Source organism: Phocaeicola faecalis, from assembly GCF_021730445.1.
Classification (GTDB): domain Bacteria; phylum Bacteroidota; class Bacteroidia; order Bacteroidales; family Bacteroidaceae; genus Phocaeicola; species Phocaeicola faecalis.
Genome location: NZ_JADNRM010000015.1, coordinates 14203 through 32180, shown reverse-complemented (window position 1 = coordinate 32180; position 17978 = coordinate 14203). Strand labels below are relative to the sequence as shown.

The 17978-nt window shown below is 44.3% G+C and carries 15 protein-coding genes; 4 read left to right on the top strand and 11 right to left on the bottom strand.

Features of this window, described 5'->3' with window-relative positions; all coding sequences use genetic code 11:
- Positions 1-108 precede the first annotated feature (108 nt).
- Positions 109-2973 carry a DNA polymerase I gene (polA, locus tag IR173_RS13310; RefSeq protein WP_237040084.1) on the bottom strand — a complete coding sequence of 955 codons (2865 nt, stop codon included), beginning with the start codon at positions 2971-2973 and terminating at the stop codon, positions 109-111.
- A 91-nt stretch (positions 2974-3064) separates the two neighbouring features.
- Between polA and IR173_RS13305 the strand changes: the two genes are divergently transcribed.
- Positions 3065-4039 carry a polyprenyl synthetase family protein gene (locus tag IR173_RS13305; protein ID WP_237040083.1) on the top strand — a complete coding sequence of 325 codons (975 nt, stop codon included), beginning with the start codon at positions 3065-3067 and terminating at the stop codon, positions 4037-4039.
- 311 nt (positions 4040-4350) lie between these two features.
- Here the strand turns inward: IR173_RS13305 and deoC are convergent, their stop codons facing one another.
- The 6 genes from deoC to mnmG form a co-directional block, all read right to left on the bottom strand.
- Positions 4351-5292 carry a deoxyribose-phosphate aldolase gene (gene deoC, locus IR173_RS13300; RefSeq protein WP_237040082.1) on the bottom strand — a complete coding sequence of 314 codons (942 nt, stop codon included), beginning with the start codon at positions 5290-5292 and terminating at the stop codon, positions 4351-4353.
- A 6-nt stretch (positions 5293-5298) separates the two neighbouring features.
- Positions 5299-5619, bottom strand: a complete 321-nt coding sequence (locus IR173_RS13295) for a nucleotide pyrophosphohydrolase (RefSeq protein ID WP_005945269.1) — start codon at positions 5617-5619, stop codon at positions 5299-5301.
- Position 5620: 1 nt separating this feature from the next.
- Positions 5621-6073, bottom strand: a complete 453-nt coding sequence (gene dtd / locus IR173_RS13290; RefSeq protein WP_237040081.1) for a D-aminoacyl-tRNA deacylase — start codon at positions 6071-6073, stop codon at positions 5621-5623.
- 57 nt (positions 6074-6130) lie between these two features.
- The gene (gene uvrC, locus IR173_RS13285) at positions 6131-7954 is read right to left on the bottom strand and encodes an excinuclease ABC subunit UvrC (protein WP_237040080.1); all 1824 of its coding nucleotides are present in this window, start codon (positions 7952-7954) and stop codon (positions 6131-6133) included.
- Between the two features lie 313 nt (positions 7955-8267).
- Positions 8268-8792, bottom strand: a complete 525-nt coding sequence (locus IR173_RS13280) for an adenine phosphoribosyltransferase (protein ID WP_237040079.1) — start codon at positions 8790-8792, stop codon at positions 8268-8270.
- A 58-nt stretch (positions 8793-8850) separates the two neighbouring features.
- Positions 8851-10722, bottom strand: a complete 1872-nt coding sequence (mnmG, locus tag IR173_RS13275) for a tRNA uridine-5-carboxymethylaminomethyl(34) synthesis enzyme MnmG (protein WP_237040078.1) — start codon at positions 10720-10722, stop codon at positions 8851-8853.
- 93 nt (positions 10723-10815) lie between these two features.
- Between mnmG and IR173_RS13270 the strand changes: the two genes are divergently transcribed.
- On the top strand, positions 10816-10992 hold the full coding sequence (locus tag IR173_RS13270) for a hypothetical protein (RefSeq protein ID WP_237040077.1): 177 nt from the start codon (positions 10816-10818) through the stop codon (positions 10990-10992).
- A 333-nt stretch (positions 10993-11325) separates the two neighbouring features.
- Here IR173_RS13270 and ybeY read toward each other — a convergent pair whose 3' ends face one another.
- The 3 genes from ybeY to IR173_RS13255 all read right to left on the bottom strand — a co-directional run bounded on the left by ybeY (position 11326) and on the right by IR173_RS13255 (position 14028).
- On the bottom strand, positions 11326-11742 hold the full coding sequence (ybeY, locus tag IR173_RS13265; RefSeq protein WP_237040076.1) for an rRNA maturation RNase YbeY: 417 nt from the start codon (positions 11740-11742) through the stop codon (positions 11326-11328).
- Positions 11743-11799: 57 nt separating this feature from the next.
- Positions 11800-13032 (bottom strand): nucleoside recognition domain-containing protein, encoded by a 1233-nt coding sequence (locus IR173_RS13260; RefSeq protein WP_237040075.1) that lies wholly within the window; start codon positions 13030-13032, stop codon positions 11800-11802.
- 243 nt (positions 13033-13275) lie between these two features.
- On the bottom strand, positions 13276-14028 hold the full coding sequence (locus tag IR173_RS13255; protein WP_237040074.1) for a murein L,D-transpeptidase catalytic domain family protein: 753 nt from the start codon (positions 14026-14028) through the stop codon (positions 13276-13278).
- A gap of 140 nt (positions 14029-14168) precedes the next feature.
- Between IR173_RS13255 and dinD the strand changes: the two genes are divergently transcribed.
- Positions 14169-14990 carry a DNA damage-inducible protein D gene (gene dinD, locus IR173_RS13250; RefSeq protein ID WP_237040073.1) on the top strand — a complete coding sequence of 274 codons (822 nt, stop codon included), beginning with the start codon at positions 14169-14171 and terminating at the stop codon, positions 14988-14990.
- Between the two features lie 35 nt (positions 14991-15025).
- On the opposite strand, the gene IR173_RS13245 is transcribed toward dinD, so the two are convergent.
- Positions 15026-16048: a L,D-transpeptidase gene (locus tag IR173_RS13245; protein ID WP_237040072.1), complete on the bottom strand. Its 1023-nt coding sequence runs from the start codon at positions 16046-16048 to the stop codon at positions 15026-15028.
- 112 nt (positions 16049-16160) lie between these two features.
- Here IR173_RS13245 and IR173_RS13240 point away from each other — a divergent pair, with 112 nt between their 5' ends.
- Positions 16161-17840, top strand: a complete 1680-nt coding sequence (locus tag IR173_RS13240; protein WP_237040071.1) for a helix-turn-helix transcriptional regulator — start codon at positions 16161-16163, stop codon at positions 17838-17840.
- The last annotated feature ends 138 nt before the right edge of the window (positions 17841-17978 follow it).

Here is a 17978-nt window from a genome sequence, read left to right as displayed (position 1 = left end):
ACAGGGGCTTGAGCGTACGATAATGATAGGCGGATAAAAAAGGAGACCATTCGTTTGGTCTCCTTTAATATGTTGTGATATAGCGTATTGTCTGCTTATGTACTTTTGTTAATGTGCTTCCAGCCAATTATTTCCCCAGCCGCAGTCTGCCTTTAAAGGTACTTGCATCAGATAGGCTTTTTCCATTTCTTCCATTACAATCTGCTGTACTTTTTCCTTCTCTTCGGGCACAACACTGAAGTTTAACTCATCATGCACCTGAAGTATCATTTTTGAACGTATACTTTCAGATTGAAAGCGTTGGAATATCTTAATCATGGCTACCTTGATAATGTCGGCTGCACTTCCCTGAATGGGAGCGTTTATGGCATTTCGCTCAGCATATCCGCGTACTACGGCATTGCGTGAATTGATGTCCGGCAAGAAACGTTTACGGCCGAAGATGGTTTCGATGTAACCGTTGGCACGTGCTCGTTCGATGCTTTTCTCCATATATTCCTTGATTTGCGGATAGGTCTCGAAATAGCCGTCTATCAGTTCTTTAGCTTCTTGGCGGGGAACATTCATGCGTTCTGCCAGTCCGAACACCGAGATGCCGTAGATAATACCGAAATTGGCGGTTTTGGCTTTACTGCGTTGTTCGCGCGTCACGTCTTCGATGGCTATTTTATATACTTTGGCGGCTGTGGCGGCATGGATGTCGTCTCCTTCGCGGAAGGCTTCTATCATATTTTTGTCACCGCTTAAGTGGGCCATGATGCGGAGCTCTATCTGAGAATAGTCGGCAGAGAAAAACTCGCATCCGTCTTCCGGGATGAATGCTTTGCGGATTTCTTTACCGTCTTCGTTGCGGATAGGGATATTTTGCAGGTTCGGGTTACTCGAACTGAGGCGCCCTGTGGCGGTTACCGTCTGGTTGAAAGACGTATGTATTTTGCCTGTTTCCGGATTAATAAGCAGGGGTAGGGCATCGATATAGGTTCCAAGTAGTTTCTTCAGTCCTCGATGTTCCAGAATCTTGCCCACTATTTCATGCTTTCCGCGCAGACTTTCCAATACTTCCTCACTGGTCACGTATTGGCCGGTCTTTGTTTTTTTCGCTTTTTCTACGATGTGTAACTTGTCAAACAAGACTTCTCCCACTTGTTTGGGCGATGCAATGTTGAAGTCTGTCCCTGCCAACCGGTGCACTTCTTCTTCTATTTGATTCATGCGAGCTGTGAAATGCTCCGAGGTTTGTTTCAGTGCTTCCGTGTCTACACGCACGCCATTTCTTTCCATATAGGCAAGGACGGGTACTAGGGGCATCTCTATTTCGTAGAAGAGTTTTTCGGCTCCTTGCTCTTTCAGTTCCTTCTCTAGTGCATGCTTTAGCTTTAAGGTGACATCGGCATCCTCGCACGCGTACTTATATATAGCTTCGGGAGGGAGGTCACGCATATTCTTTTGGCTTTTGCCTTTAGGTCCGATGAGCTCTTCTATATGAATCGTCTGATAATGCAGATAGATTTCTGCCAGATAGTCCATGTTATGGCGCAGTTCGGGTTGCAGCACGTAGTGTGCTACCATGGTGTCGAACAGCGGACCGCAAACTTCCACTCCGTAGTTGCTTAGCACCAACATATCGTACTTGATATTTTGTCCCACTTTCAGTGCTCCTGCTTTTTCAAATACCGGTCGGAACTCATTAACAATTTTTTGTGCTTCTTCTTGTTCGGCGGGAATGGGAACATAGAAAGCTTGGTTTTCGGCGTAGCTGAAACTCATTCCTACCAGTTTGGCGGTGATAGGGTCGGTTCCTGTTGTTTCCGTGTCTAGACTGAAAGTTTCTTTTGTAAGTAACTTTTGTATTAAATCGACTCTTTTCTCTTCTGTATCAACGAGTTGATAGTCGTATTTTAAGTTTTCTAAACATGCGAGATTTGAATAATTTCCGCTTCCTGTATTCTCGTCTTCAAATTCTGCAAAGAGATTGCCTTGCGATGAAGCCTGTGAAGATGACGAAGGGCTCGGCTGGTCAAATAACGAAGGTTGGTCACCGAAAAGTGAGCCTTGTGCATTGCCGTGTGACTTTGAAGCCGCACTTGCCGAAGCCGTTTTCTTTTCACGGTTAAAAACGCGGTCGATGAGTGTGCGGAATTCCATTTCCTCAAAAATCTTCCGAAGTTCTTCTTCGTTGGGTTCTTCACGTTTCAGCTCGTCCATGTTCAGCGCAATGGGAACGTCGATTTTAATGGTCGCCAGAAATTTGGAGAACTCAATCATTTTTCGATTAGTTTCCACCTTTGTCTTCAGTGCGCCTTTCAACTCATCGGTGTGGGAGAGGAGGTTCTCAATGCTTCCATATTGGGCGATGAGTTTTTGTGCCGTCTTTTCTCCCACGCCCGGACAGCCGGGGATGTTGTCGGATGAGTCACCCATTAATCCCAGCATATCGATGACTTGGGCCGGCGACTGGATATCGAACTTCGCTTTTACCTGTTCTATCCCCATTACCTCAAATTCTTTGTCACCATATTTGGGACGGTACATAAACACATAATCACTCACCAGTTGGCCATAATCCTTGTCGGGAGTCATCATATAAGTTGTGATGCCGCGCCGTCCGGCTTCGGTAGCCAATGTACCGATTACATCATCGGCTTCATAACCTGAAACCTCAAGAATGGGAATGCGGTAAGCGCGGATAATGTCCTTTATAATAGGTACGGACAAACGGATTGCCTCCGGCGTTTCTTCGCGCTGGGCCTTGTATTGTTCGTATGCTTCGTGGCGGAAAGTAGGTCCGGCAGGGTCGAATGCTACACCAATGTGTGTCGGGTTTTCTTTTTTCAATACATCCTCCAGCGTATTGACAAAGCCGAGTACGGCTGAAGTGTTGAAACCCTTGGAGTTAATGCGCGGGCTTTTGATGAAAGCGTAGTATGCGCGATATATCAATGCATAAGCATCCAGCAGAAAAAGTTTGTCCATTCTTAAAAATCTTTAGTTTTTTCATGGTAAAAGTACAAAAAAATACCGTATTCCGCGTTTTATTACTACTTTTGTGCTCAAATTAACCTGTATGGAGAAGTTACAGCAAATCAAATTGCCTATTATTAAGGAGTTTGAAGAGTTCAAATCCTTGTTTGACGCTTCGCTCCAAAGCTCCAATCCTTTACTTAGTGAGGTGCTGACCTATATTAAGCAGAGGAATGGCAAGATGATGCGTCCTATCCTGACGTTGCTGATGGCCAAATTATTCGGTGAAATCAATCATTCTACACTTCATGCCGCTCTTTCGCTGGAGTTGCTTCACACGGCAAGTCTGGTGCATGACGATGTGGTGGACGAAAGCGATAAGCGACGCGGGCAGTCGTCGGTGAATGCTATCTATAATAATAAGGTATCTGTATTGGTGGGAGACTATATGTTGGCTACCAGTCTGAAGCATTCTGCCATGACGGGTTCTATCCGTATTGTTGATTTGGTGGCACGGCTGGGGCAAAATCTTGCAGAAGGTGAGATTATCCAGTTGACCAATATCAATGCTTCCGAGTTTTCCGAAGAAGTTTATTATGATGTGATTCGTAAGAAGACAGCCGCTCTCTTTACAGCCAGTGCCGAAGCCGGGGCTGTAGCGGTCGACTCTTCCGATGAAATGGTGAAAAATGCACGGTTGTTTGGTGAGATGATTGGGATTGCTTTCCAGATTAAGGATGATATCTTCGATTATTATTCTCCCGATGAGATAGGCAAGCCGACCGGCAATGATATGCATGAGGGTAAGTTGACATTACCGGCATTGCATGTTCTGAATACTTTGGGGGATGAGCGGATGTGCCAATTGGCGCTTCGCATTAAATCCTTGGACGCCACAGATGCAGAAATATCCCTTTTCATCGATTATGTGAAGAAGAATGGCGGTATAGAGTATGCTAAACAGGTGATGGTGGACTATCGTAATAAAGCATTGGGGTTGCTTCCTTCCACTGCCGACACAGGCATTAAAGATGCTTTGACTGCTTATATTGATTACGTGATAGAACGGGAAAAATAGCCCTCACCTCAAGTTGGAATAGGGAATTGCTTCAAGCGTTTTTTAGATGGACAGGTAATTTAATTTCCGAAGGGAGACTTTCTCAAAACAATAGGGACACTTTATGAAAACAATGGAAACAACTTTCCCAAACAATGCCCATTGTTTGGGGGTATGATGGTGTCGTTAAAAGCAAGAGAAAGAGCCGTATCATTACTCGCGACAGAGTTTGATACGGCTCTTTTAAGTTTGGTAGTTACAATCTGTAACTTTTCGGAAGGGGCATTTTTGTTTTGACACACCCTTATCGATAATGGTAGCGTATGCGGCTCTTAGAAGAACTTGGTTTCCTGACCGACAATCTCGGAAAGGAGCAGATTGGCCAGGCGGCTTGTTCCCAAACGGAATAATTCATTGGTCAACCATTCTTTACCCAATATTTCTTTTACGATGGTGTAGTATACCAGTGCATCGTGCACGGTATTGATACCTCCTGCGGGTTTGAAGCCGACCTTTCTGCCCGTAGCCATATAATATTCTTTGATGGCTTCGCACATCACATAGGCCGCTTCGGGAGTGGCGGCAGGATTCTCTTTGCCGGTAGAGGTCTTGATGAAGTCTGCACCCGAATACATCGATAAAATGGATGCCTTCTTAATGTTGGAAGCATTTCCGAGTGCTCCTGTTTCCAGAATTACTTTCAAATGCTTGTCTCCGCATACTGCTTTTAATTCTTCGATTTCATCGCACATTCCTTCGTAGTCACCTGTCAGGAACTTACCGACCGGGATGACAATGTCTATTTCGCCTGCACCGCTATGAATAGCCATGGCTGTTTCTGCCACTTTCACTTCAATGAATGTCTGTGAAGAGGGAAATCCCCCCGATACACAGGCAATGTTTACCTTGTCGGCTTCCAGTGTATCATTTACTATCTCTGCCATATTGGGGTAAACACAAATGGCGGCTACATTGTCCAAATCGGGATATTTATCAACGAAATCGTTCACCTTCTCGGTAAATTTCATCACACTTTCTTCCGAGTCGGTACACTTTAACGTGGTGAGGTCAATGCAATGGAAGAGGAATTTCTTAACTTCCGGTGTATTGTTTTCAGCCAGATGCTCTTCGATGAAATGGGCTACTTTTGCTTTTACATCTTCATCATTCAGATGGGTGTTGTATTTGGCAAGTGCTTCCATATACTTGTCATGAGCGTCTTCGTGTCCGTGGTCATGTTCGTGACCGTGGCTACAATCGTGGTTATGTTCCATAATTCTTTATAATTTGGGGTTGTTTTTATGTCTGTCCTTGTCTCGGTTTGTTTTCTTTTCGAGATTCCGATGAAAGGCTTCCGTCAGGTCTACACCTGTCTGGTTGGCGAGGCAGAGGAGCACCCAAAGCACATCGGCCATTTCGTCTGCAAGGTTACATTTTTCACCTTCCTTGAAGGATTGGTCACCATATTTACGTGCCATGATGCGGGCCAGCTCACCCACTTCTTCAGTCAGTACGGCCATATTGGTCAGTTCGCTGAAGTAGCGCACACCGTATGTCTTAATCCAGCGGTCTACTTCTTTCTGTGCTTCTTCCAGTGTCATATTATTCTTTGTTTTTTGAGTCCATACATATAGTAACAGGGCCGTTGTTCAGAAGTTCAACTTTCATGTCGGCTCCGAATTCTCCTGTGCCTACTTCACGTCCAAGGGCGATGCTGAGTTCGCTGCAGAAGTATTCATATAAAGGAATGGCTGTTTCAGGCCGTGCCGCACGGATGTAAGAGGGGCGATTGCCTTTCTTATAGGATGCGAATAAAGTAAATTGGCTGATAACCAATATGTTACCTTCAGCCTCGAGGATGGACTTATTCATTACTCCATTTTCATCATCAAACACTCTCAGACCAATAACCTTTTTGCATAGCCAGTCTGCATCTTCCTGATTGTCAGCTTCTTCAATGCCTACCAATATCATTAATCCTTCTTCTATGGCCGACTTGCAGACCCCATCGATGGTGACGGATGCATGGCTTACTCGTTGTATAACTATTCTCATATTTTATTTTTTATCGTTTCTTGCAGGTAGTATAGATGCAAAGGTAGAAAATCCCTTTTATTCTGTAAGGCTTTCTTTGATATTTTTAGCGGCGGCTTCGCCCACTACGGCAGCTATTTCTTCTAGTGTGGCTTTTTTAATGCGTGCCACGCTCTTAAACGTTTTTAGAAGGGCGGATTTGCGCTTCTCGCCGATTCCCGGAATACTGTCCAAAGCAGAGGCTACCTGACTCTTGCTCCGTTTGTCACGATGGAAAGTGATGGCGAACCGATGTACTTCGTCTTGTATATTCTCTAGAAGATGAAATAACGGTGTACTTTGTTTAATGCCGATGGTAAGTGGAGGAAATCCGTAAAGCAGTTCCGAGGTGCGGTGTCTGCGGTCTTTGGCAAGTCCGGCAATGGGAATATTCAGATGAAGTTCGTCTTCAATCACTTCACGAACGACCTCCATTTGCCCCTTTCCACCGTCAGTAATGATGAGGTCGGGCAGGGGAGAACCTTCCTCGACGGCACGAGTATAGCGGCGTCGGACAACTTCCTTCATGGAGGCATAATCATCGGGGCCTTCTACCGTTTTAATATTAAACTTGCGATAGTCCTGTTTGCTGGGCTTACCCATTTTGAACACCACACAGGCGGCTACGGCATCCGAGCCTTGGATATTGGAGTTATCGAAACATTCGATGTGGACAGGCATTTTCTCCATGTGCAGTTGGTCTTGTATTTCTTTCAGGATGCGCACTTTCTTTTGCTCGGGATTCAGCTTGTCCGCTTGTTTCAGACGGTCTACTTTATATTGCTTTACATTCATGACGGAAAGGTCGAGCAAGTGTTTCTTCTCACCTCTTTGGGGGATGGTGAAAGTGACATTGTTCATCTCCATATCCACCTCGAACGGGACAATAATCTCGCGTGAAGTGCTGTTGTATCGTTCCCTCATTTCCACTATTCCCAATTGCAAAAGTTCTTCTTTGGTTTCATTCAAACGCTTTTTATATTCGAATGTGAAGGCTTGGTTTATGCAACCGTTGGTGATGTGGAGGTAATTGATGTAAGCTGAGTTTTCATCCATTTCAATGGAAAATACATCGACATTATGAATGATGGAATTGACAACCTCACTTTTGGAACGATAGGTCTCGATGAGGTCGTATTTTTCCTTTATCTTTTGCGCTTCTTCAAACTTCATTTCAGAAGCCAAAGCTTGCATCTCCTCCATGAGCAGGTCGCTCACAATTTGTGTATCACCTTTTAAAATTTCCTTGATTTCACTGATGTCTTTCAGGTAATCTTCGTGAGACTGGCGTCCTATGCACGGTCCCTTGCAATTCTTTATATGATACTCCAGACAGACATCAAACTTTCCGGCGTTGATATTCTCCGGGGTGAGGTTCAGTTTGCAGGTACGGATAGGATAGAGCTTTTTAATCAAATCGAGTACGGCATACATCGATGGAACATGACTATACGGGCCGTAATAACTGGAGCCGTTGCGTATAATCTTACGTGTCTTGAAGATGCGGGGAAAGTATTCGTTGCTTACGCAGATAGAAGGGTAGGTCTTGTCATCCTTCAGCATCACATTGTAACGCGGACGGTATTTCTTGATTAGGTTATTTTCGAGTAAGAGAGCATCCTCCTCTGTTTTCACTACGATATAACGGATATCTGCAATCTTGCTGACCAACACCCGTGTCTTTCCGTTAGGGTGTTCTCTGTTGAAATAAGAAGAGACTCTACGTTTTAAGTTCTTTGCCTTTCCAACGTAAATAATGGTTCCTTCAGCATTCAGATATTGATAAATGCCGGGGCTTTCGGGAAGATTGAGAACAATTCCTCTCAGATATTCATTGGTGCTAATCTCTTCTTTTTTCTCCATATTGTTACAATGTTATTGTCTTGGGCTAAAGACGGATTTCATACGTCTATTCCAAAGGTTTATATACTATCTTTGGCTGTAGCGGTAATGTTTGGTTATTCGCAGCTATTCGCGAATACATTATTCGGAATATGGGGTTGTGTCAAAATGTGGATAATACTGTCGTTTAGTTCGTAGAGGCGAGGTTCGCTCGCCCGAAAACAGTTTGCTTTGTGTCTTCGGGCAGGCAACCCCTGCCTCTACAGTTGACGATTGGATAGGCCATTTTAGTTTTGACACACCTCCAAAGTACATTTTTCGACTGCAGGCGAAGTTATAATTGCAGCAGTGTATCCACAGTGATATCTGCAGGGAATGCTTTTCTTCCGTTCAGCTCTTTTAATTCTATAATGAAATTGATATATGTTTTCTTGGCACCGCACTTCTGCACTAAGCGATGAGTGGCTGCCATTGTTCCGCCTGTAGCCAATAAATCGTCGTGCAGCAAAACAACATCGTCTTCACTGATAGCATCCTTGTGTATTTGGATGGTGTCGGTTCCGTATTCTTTGGCGTATGTTTCCTCCAATACTTCAGCGGGGAGCTTGCCCGGTTTACGTGCCATTACAAAACCTGCGCCTAAACGTGCGGCCAAAGCACCACCCATGATGAAGCCTCGCGATTCGATACCCACCACTTTGGTGATGCCTTTGTCCTTGTACATCTCATACAATGTGTCCAACATCTCTTGCATGCACTCGGCACTCTTGAACAGCGTAGTGACATCATAGAATAAAATACCCGGGATAGGAAAATCAGGTATTTCTCTTAAATTAGCTAATAGCGTTTCTTTGCTCATAACCAGCGTTTTATTGTTTAATAATTAAATAACTTGTTTCACGTGAAACATTGCCTCTTTATCTTCCGAGAAGCACCAGCAGGACATTGATATCGCTGGGCGAGATTCCCGGGATACGGCTGGCTTGCGCTAATGTTTCAGGGTCTATCTTTATTAATTTCTGACGGGCCTCGGTAGAGAGCGAGTTCAGCGAATTATAATCAAACTTACCTTTTATGCGGATAGCTTCCAGACGGTGAATCTTGTCGGCTATCATCCGTTCACGGTCGATATATCCCTGATACTTGATAAGTACTTCGGCTGCTTCGATTATCTCTTCTTTGCGGTCGGTTATATTGTTCAGCATTTCTTTGAACGCGGGGATATGTTCGGCGATGCTTTCTATCGTTACTTGTGGACGGTTTATTAAATCTATTAATTTGCATCCGTGGGTGAGGCGGGCAGTTCCCAGACTTTCCAAAGCGTCATTGATGAGTGCTGCTTTGATAGAGAACTTCTTGGTAAAATCAATGATGGAGTTTACAGCTTCACGCTTGCTGCACAGATGCTCATAGCGGTCTTGTTTGACAAGGCCCAGCTTATATGCCCGCTCGGTCAGGCGCATGTCAGCATCATCCTGACGGAGCAGGATGCGATATTCGGCGCGTGAGGTAAACATACGGTAGGGCTCGTCAACACCTTTTGTCACGAGGTCGTCAATCAATACACCGATGTAAGCTTCGTCTCGTGCCAAGGTGAATGGCTCTCCACCGTGGCAGTTGATATGTGCATTGATGCCGGCAATGATACCTTGCCCTCCGGCTTCTTCGTAACCGGTTGTTCCGTTCACTTGTCCGGCAAGGAACAAGTTTTTGATTACTTTCGATTCCAACGTATGTTGCAGTTGGGTAGGATCGAAATAATCATATTCGATGGCATAGCCGGGGCGGTAAACAACCAAATCCTTGAAAGCAGGTACCTTCTTCAATGCGGCTAGTTGGATATCCATTGGCAGGGAAGAGGAGAAACCATTGAGGTAAAGTTCCTGTGTCGTTTCGCCTTCAGGTTCCAAGAAGAGCTGATGCTGTTCTTTATCCGGGAAGGTTACGATTTTTGTTTCTATACTGGGGCAATAGCGGGGACCGATACTCTGAATTTGTCCGTTGAAAAGGGGAGAGTCGGGGAGTCCTTCACGCAGAATCTTGTGCACTTCTTCATTCGTAAAGCAAGTCCAGCATTGCAGTTGTTTAAGTTTGCGCGGCTCACTCATGAAAGAGAAGCGATGGAAGTCATTTTCTCCATCTTGTGTTTCCATCAGTTCATAGTGTACGCTGCGACCGTCAATACGAACAGGAGTACCGGTTTTCATTCGTCCGGCAGTGATACCGTGGCGAGTGATAGACTCGGTCAAATGGTAAGAAGCTGGTTCGGCGATTCGTCCTCCCGCCAACTTCTTATGGCCGATATGCATCAGCCCATTCAGAAAAGTTCCTGCGGTCAGCACGATACATTTTGCATGGAATGTAACTCCCCAACAAGTGACCAGTCCGGTTACTTCACCATTTTCGACTATCAACTCCTCTACTGTATCTTGCCAGATATGCAGATTGGGTGTGTTCTCTAATATTTCACGCCATGCCCAGATAAATTTACCACGGTCGCACTGCGCACGCGGGCTCCACATGGCAGGCCCTTTTGAGCGGTTGAGCATGCGGAACTGGATAGCAGTGCGGTCGGTTACAATTCCCATGTATCCTCCGAGTGCATCTATCTCTCTTACGATTTGTCCTTTTGCGATGCCTCCCACAGCCGGGTTACAGCTCATTTGCCCAATCTTATTCATGTCCATAGTGATAAGGCAAGTCTTTGAACCCAGGTTCGCTGCGGCAGCGGCTGCTTCACAACCGGCATGTCCGGCACCAATTACAATTACGTCGTACTTAAAATCCATTGATTTATTTCTTTTTACCGTGGCAAAATTACTAAAAAGTTGTCAGAAAGTAGGTTGAGGGATTGTTAGAAAATGATAGAGAGAGGAAAAAGGATGATAAAAAAGAGAATCGAGGGATTATTTTGTCAGGAATCGAGTACTTTCTCATTGAAGTGCTCTGTTTGGGAGCGATGTATGTCGGGGCAGATTGGTTTCTTGGGGATGCGATATGTCATATCGGATGCAAAGGGAAGAGTAAGCCGTTTCGTAGGGGCAACCAAGCCCTTTTAAACGGAAGATTATTACAGTCCATTGCAGCAGACCGTACAGTCCACTGCAATGGACTGTACAGTCTACTGTAGCGGACTATACAGTCCACTGCCGGAGACTGTAGTAATCCGACGGACAGACAGACGTAATCGAAAGGACGAAAACGCTTAGTCCGGCTAATGAAACGACTTAGGGAGTTTAAAACGTATGCAGCGCCCGGAAGAGGGTGATTTTTAGTTTATGAGCGTTTCGACACAACTTCGACAGGTGTTTGCTTCATCTATTAAATCCCCAAGAATAAAAACCGACCCTGTTTTCCGCTTCAAGACTGATAGTATGTGTGGAAGAAGCGAATCAGATATTCAGCATTTCTAATGCTTTGTTTTCTGCCGCTTCCATTATTTCGCGTTCTCCGGGACCTTTGTCATTGATGCCGCAAAGATGCAGGATACCATGTATGATGACGCGGTGAAGTTCTCGTTCGTACGGTTGGTTGAATTGCTCTGCATTCGTGCGGACAGTATCCAGACTGATGAATAAATCGCCCGAAAGACGGTTGCCGGCACAATAGTCGAACGTAATGATATCCGTATAATAATCATGTTGTAAATATTGGCGGTTTACTTCCAGAATCTTTTCATCGGAGCAGAAGATATAAGCTATTTCACCGACTCTTTTTCCATAGTCGGCGGCAACCTTCTTTATCCATTCGGTAGTTTCCCTTTTCTTAATGGCAGGCATCTCAATGCCTTCTGTCTGATAACTAATCATACTTTTCTCATTTTTAAAGACGGGCAAAGATAGATAAAGTATTCTGATAATCCTCTTTTATCCAAAGAAAAGGTAACAAATAAAGATAGCCGAAATCACTCCTGCCAGGTCTGCCAACAGTCCGCAAGGCACCGCATGGCGGGTTTTTACGATACCTACACTGCCAAAGTAAACAGCAAGGATATAAAAAGTAGTATCCGTTGAGCCTTGAAAGATACATGCCAGACGTCCGACAAAGGAATCTGGACCGTAAGTGGTCATGGCGTCTACCATAAGTCCTCTGGCCCCACTTCCGCTTAACGGCTTCATTAAGGCAGTAGGCAGTCCGCCCACAAAATCGCTGTTGATGCCGCATAGTTTGACTGTACCTTCGATGCCGTCAATCAGATAGTCCATTGCACCGGAAGCACGGAAAACGCCAATTGCAACCAAGATTGCAACCAGATAGGGGATGATGCGTACAGCGGTGCTGAATCCCTCTTTTGCTCCTTCTACGAATGCATCATATACATTGATTTTCTTTCTCACTCCTGCTATGATGAAACCGATAATGATTAAGAATAAGAAAACGTTGGCAATGGTGGTCGAATAAATATCAATCTGTGTCCGGGAGAGGGTATTGAAAAAGTAGATGATACCTGCTACCAGGAGGCTCATTCCTCCCAGAAACAATAAGATAGTGCGGTTAAGCAAGTTTATTTTCTGGTAAATGCTGACAGTGATAATCCCTGCAAGAGTTGAGAAGAAAGTGGCAAGAAGAATGGGTACAAAAATATCTGTCGGTTGCGCTGCCTCCAGTTGGGCACGATATACCATGATACTGATTGGGATGAGTGTCAGTCCGGAAGTGTTTAAGACCAGAAACATAATCATCGGATTAGTGGCTGTGTCTTTCTTGGGGTTCAGTTCCTGTAAACCTTCCATTGCTTTCAGTCCTAGCGGTGTGGCTGCATTGTCCAGCCCCAGCATATTTGCCGCCAGATTCATAAAGATGCTCCCGGTCACCGGATGTCCTTTGGGAATCTCCGGGAAAAGTTTGCAAAACAGAGGGCTCAGCAATTTAGAGAATAAAGCGATGACTCCTCCTTTCTCACCTATTTTCATAATTCCAAGCCAGAGTGAAAGCACACCGGTCAATCCCAATGAAATCTCGAATGCAGTTTTGGAAGAACTGAAGGTTGAGTTGATAATCTCGGGGAAGACTTGGGTATCTCCCAGCAAAACGAGTCGTACCAATGCAACTGCAAAGGCGGTTAGGAAGAAGGCAATCCAAATATAATTGAGCACCATAACTGTTGTGTGTTTTTGTTATGCGAACAAAAGTACAAATAAATCCTCTAATTCGGATAAGGATGCATGAGGGAAATTTTTAAGCGATTCTCGTAGATTGGTGAAGCCGGCATCTGATAGGTTAATTCCCTTGACGTTATCTTTTTGGTCGGGTAATTCTATTTAATCATGACTTTATGCATATTCTTCCCCTGGTTTTTATAGAAAAAAGAAGGAAAGAGAATTTTAAAAGAACTTCTTATTCTAGAAAGAAGATGGCTGATTTGCTGTTTTTCGAGTTTCAGAGAGCCACTCTTGCGGTTGTAGAGGCGGTAAAATAGTACTTTTCGCCATATACTCTTTATTGTTGGCATAAATAAAGAGTACACTGCCTCCTTTTATTGTATTAATGATTGGTTTGGTGAGTGCCTGCGGCAATGCCGGACATCCGAAACTTCTTCCCAGTCTTCCGGACTTGCATACGGAAGGATTGGCATAAGCGGCGCCATGTACTACAATGGCACGCTCGCGTGCGCGGTCGTTGATTCCTTTCTCCAGTCCATCCAATAATAATGAATAACCATTCTTTCCTTGGTAAGTGCTTCCGGTGAGATAGAAACCGAGTGAGCTTTTATACGAACCGACCGTATTGGAGAAAGAAGTGGCATAGTTTTCTCCACTATTCTTGCCGTGTGCTACCACTGATGAATAAAGTAGCTTTCTGTCTTTCATATCGAACACGAACAAACGCTTTTCGGTCGACGGTTTGGTAAAGTCGATAAGAGTTAATACAGGTTTCTTTTTCTGTTCTATTTTGTTGTAACCTTGCACAGCTTGCCTGAATGCCAGAAAGTTTACAGTCCCTCCCAAATCCATTTCCTCAAATAAAGCTTCGCCGTCCGGTGCTTCGTTTTCAGGAATGACCATATTTGCCATCTCCTCGGGGACAGATGTCCGGGTGGATACGTTACTGAATGGGAAGAAAAACAGGACTAGAAACAAAAAAGCTTTGTACATAGGTGAAAACTAAATAATGGGTGCAAAGTTACGTACATTTCTATTCCAAAACAAATATAATTGCCTCATTAACAGTGTGAAATCGAAAAATACAGCTATATTTGTAGGTTATATATAAATGTATTAAAAAAGCGGGTATAATGAAAAGCGAAGAAATAAAAGACTTGTTTAAACAATTTGAAAGCATTGTTTGTGACTATCACGGAGTGGAGTGTTGGAGTGCACGAGAGTTATACTCGCTTTTGGGATACACCCAATGGAGAAACTTTGAGGCTATAATCAATAAAGCAAAGGCTGCATGTGCCAATGCCGGCGAAGATATAGCTTATCATTTTGCTGACGTCAGCAAAATGATAAGTTTGGCAAAAGGGGCAGAAAGAGAGATAGATGATATTTATCTTACTCGTTATGCCTGCTACTTGACTGCCCAGAATGGTGATGCGCGTAAGCCGGCGATAGCTTTTGCCCAAAATTATTTTGCGGTACAGACCCGACGTGCCGAACTGGTAGAGCAACGTTTATTGGATTATGAGAGGGTTCGGGCACGAACCAAGCTTGCAGAAACAGAGAAGCTACTGTCCGGAGTATTATATGAGCGTGGGGTAGATAGCAAAGGATTTGCTATAATCCGTTCGAAGGGGGATAAAGCATTATTTCGTTTGGATACAGCCTTATTAAAGCGTAAGCTGGGTGCTCCTGATAGTCGTCCATTAGCTGATTTTCTTCCTACTATTAGTATAAAAGCGAAAGATTTTGCTGCAGAGATGACTTCCATCAATGTACAACAGAAAGACCTTTATGGACAGAGAGCTATCGAAAAAGAACATATTGACAATAATGCTGCCGTACGTGATATGATGGTCAGTCGAGGTATTTATCCCGAACAGCTTCCTGGAGGTGAGGATGTGAAGAAGATAGAACGGCGCTTAAAGTCGGAAGAAAAGAAAATAACAGGGAAATAGTCTGCTGTTATTTTCTTTTTTAGTTATGAAGATTTCTATTCCAAAACAAATATAATTGCCTCATTAACAGGTGCCCAATCAAAAATGAACTTGGCGTGTGAGGTTGCATTGCGCACGCACATGTGCGAACGGGGTGTCGTCCCTAAAGTATAGCTATACTCGATAATACCTTTTGCCGGTGCATTTGTGGGCACACCATGAATGTAGCCACCATTGTTGAAGCGGCTGGCATAAGGGGCAAAACCTCCGGTTGCGGTGGAGCCGTCTTTGAGGAAAATCATCTTTGGCTTCTTTTCTTGCAAGACAAACATACCCAGTGGTGTGGGCTGTGCATAAGGCGGCCGCCGTTGCCCTGTCGTGGCCGGATTCATGCTGCGCACCAACCATTCCCCCTCCTTTTCTCGTTCCAGGGTCGTGATATTCTGGTTGTGGCGGTCTACAAAGATAGCTTTATCAAAAACAACAGTATCAGGAATGAGCTTCACATATTTGGTAGGTGCATACCATTCTCCTCCTATATATAGAGGTGTGACTTTCGTAAACTTTCCATCCGTACCCAGATGGCGCGTCAGCAGTCCATCCAGTCCATAACGTACCGGGGTGAGCGTATCATTGAGCTCATATAACGGCACTCCCTGGTATCGTTCCACCCCCAAAGTATCGGCCACACGTTTATAAGCATCCCGTTTAAAATTCTTGACCAGCGGAGCTTCTCCATTTCGGTTTTTATAATTCTGAAGGATACACCATTGTGATGGTTTCTGCCGGATATTCTCCAACAAGGCTAATCTCTCTTTTATCTTTTCCCATTGAAAGCAGCGTGTCGTATCCTTATAAGGATAGACATCCTCCAAAGTATGCTTGTCATAAAGCAGTTCTTTTTCTATTCTTATATCTTCAGCTGCCAGTTCCTTCACTATAATTTCGGCAGGAGTTTCGGCTATGGAATCCCGGACTTCGAAAGCGGCGGCCTGTTGCGTGTCGTTTTCCGCTTTCGAGTTGCAGGAACAGAGTACGCAGAACCCTGTCAGCCAATATATGAATTTTATCCTTTTCATAACAGATATAGGGTTTGTAGAGTTCGTTTACAAATATAATTCTTTATAAGGAATAACCATGCGTTTTTGTTTAAATCTTGTATCTTTGTGGCATAACTTTGTTATTTATATCATGAAGAAATTACCTTTCCTTTGGGGAATTATTATCATATTGCTGTTTGTTGCCGGATGTCGTCCGTCCAATCATCGTGCTTTGCTACAGCGCGCCGATTCATTGATGGCGGATTATCCTGATAGTGTCCTGTCTCTGCTTGCGCAACAGCAAGAACATTTGGCCGACTTCTCGGAAGAAGAACTGATGAATTATGTGTGGATAAAAGCGATGGCCCATAGCGCAAGAAATATATCGATGACAGAAGATTCTTTATTGCCTAAAGCGGTGGATTACTTCCGCAAGCATGGCGACCGGGAGAAAGTGATGAAAGGCTATATCCTGAAGGCGAACTACCTGAAATGGATGGACCGGCTGGATGATGCCATTGCAGAGCTGGATAGCGGAGTGGCACGGGCAAAGCAAGCCAATGACTCCGTCAATGTCCGCGACCTGCTTTATTATAAGGCGAATATTGTTTACGAGCTTCGCAGAGATTACCGTAAGGTGGTCAGCCATGTGAAAGAGGCCTTGGCTTATTCCCCTGACACTACTTCCCCTGATTTGGCAGGAATGTTCTATTTTCTCGCCATTAATCTTGGGCTGGTTGGCGACGACTCTTGCACTTATTATTATGAGAAGAGCATTGCGATGGCTGAAGCCAATAAAGATACAGCATATTTATGCCATTATATGCGGAACTATGCTTCTAACCTGATGCGTTCCGAGAAGGTGGAGAAATCAAATGCACTGATTCGCCGTGTTTGGGAGTTGATGCCGGTATATCGTGAAAAGATGGCTGTCACCCATGCAATCCTGGTTGAGAACTTTCTTTATTTGCGGCAACTTGATTCGGCTGCATATTATCTGGATATGGCGTGGCAAGCTGAAGCGAAAGCAGAGCAGCAGTCTGGTGTGAACATCAGTACACGCCTTTTGCTCTATGAATTACAGAATGTGGTGGACTACGCTATGGAAGGTAGTATCTCGACGATTAGAACCGGACGGTTTGGCGATTCCCTTATCTTGGCAGATTGGAACAAGCAGAGCACCATACAGCAACAGATGGATACAAAAATCAAGCTCGAACGTCAGAATTATACATTGATAATCGACCGTCAGCGTACACAACTGTTACTGGTCACTTTCTTATTTATCTTTGCGGTGGGTGGTTTGTGTGTTTTCTTTTATATTCGCAATCGACACCTGCGTTTGGCGGAAGCCGAAGACCGTGTCGAAACACTTACCCGGCTATTGGAAGACGCGAATAAAGCGAGTGAGTCAGAGCATGACAGCGCCTTCTTTAAAAAGATACTGTTGAAGCAACTGGGTATTATCCGTTTGGTGGCGACTGCTCCCACTTCGCAGAATCAGGACTTGCTGCGCCGCATATCGGGAATCACCAACAAGGAGGTTCCTGTAGATACTCTTTTGGTGTGGGAAGACCTTTATCAGGTTATCGATACTATTTATAGCGGATTTTATTCCCGGATGGAGACGCTTTACGGATACTTGCTTTCCGAGAAAGAAAAGCAGGTATGTTGTTTGTTGTGTGCCGACTTCTCGACAAAAGAAATCGGGGTGGTGACACAACAGAGCGTGGCCAGCGTGTATGTTCGCAAAACAGCCATCAGAAAGAAGTTGGGAATGGATGAGAAAGGAGATATTGTGGAATATATAAATAATACGCAGGCAGCATAATACGGATTTAGTCTCCATTAAGATTCGATTCGCCCTGTTTAAGACTTTTATAAATAAAACTATTTGATAATCAGTGAAATAGTTCTATCTGATTAAGACTTTTTATTTCCTGGTTTAGTCTGTTTAAGCCCCTTCTTG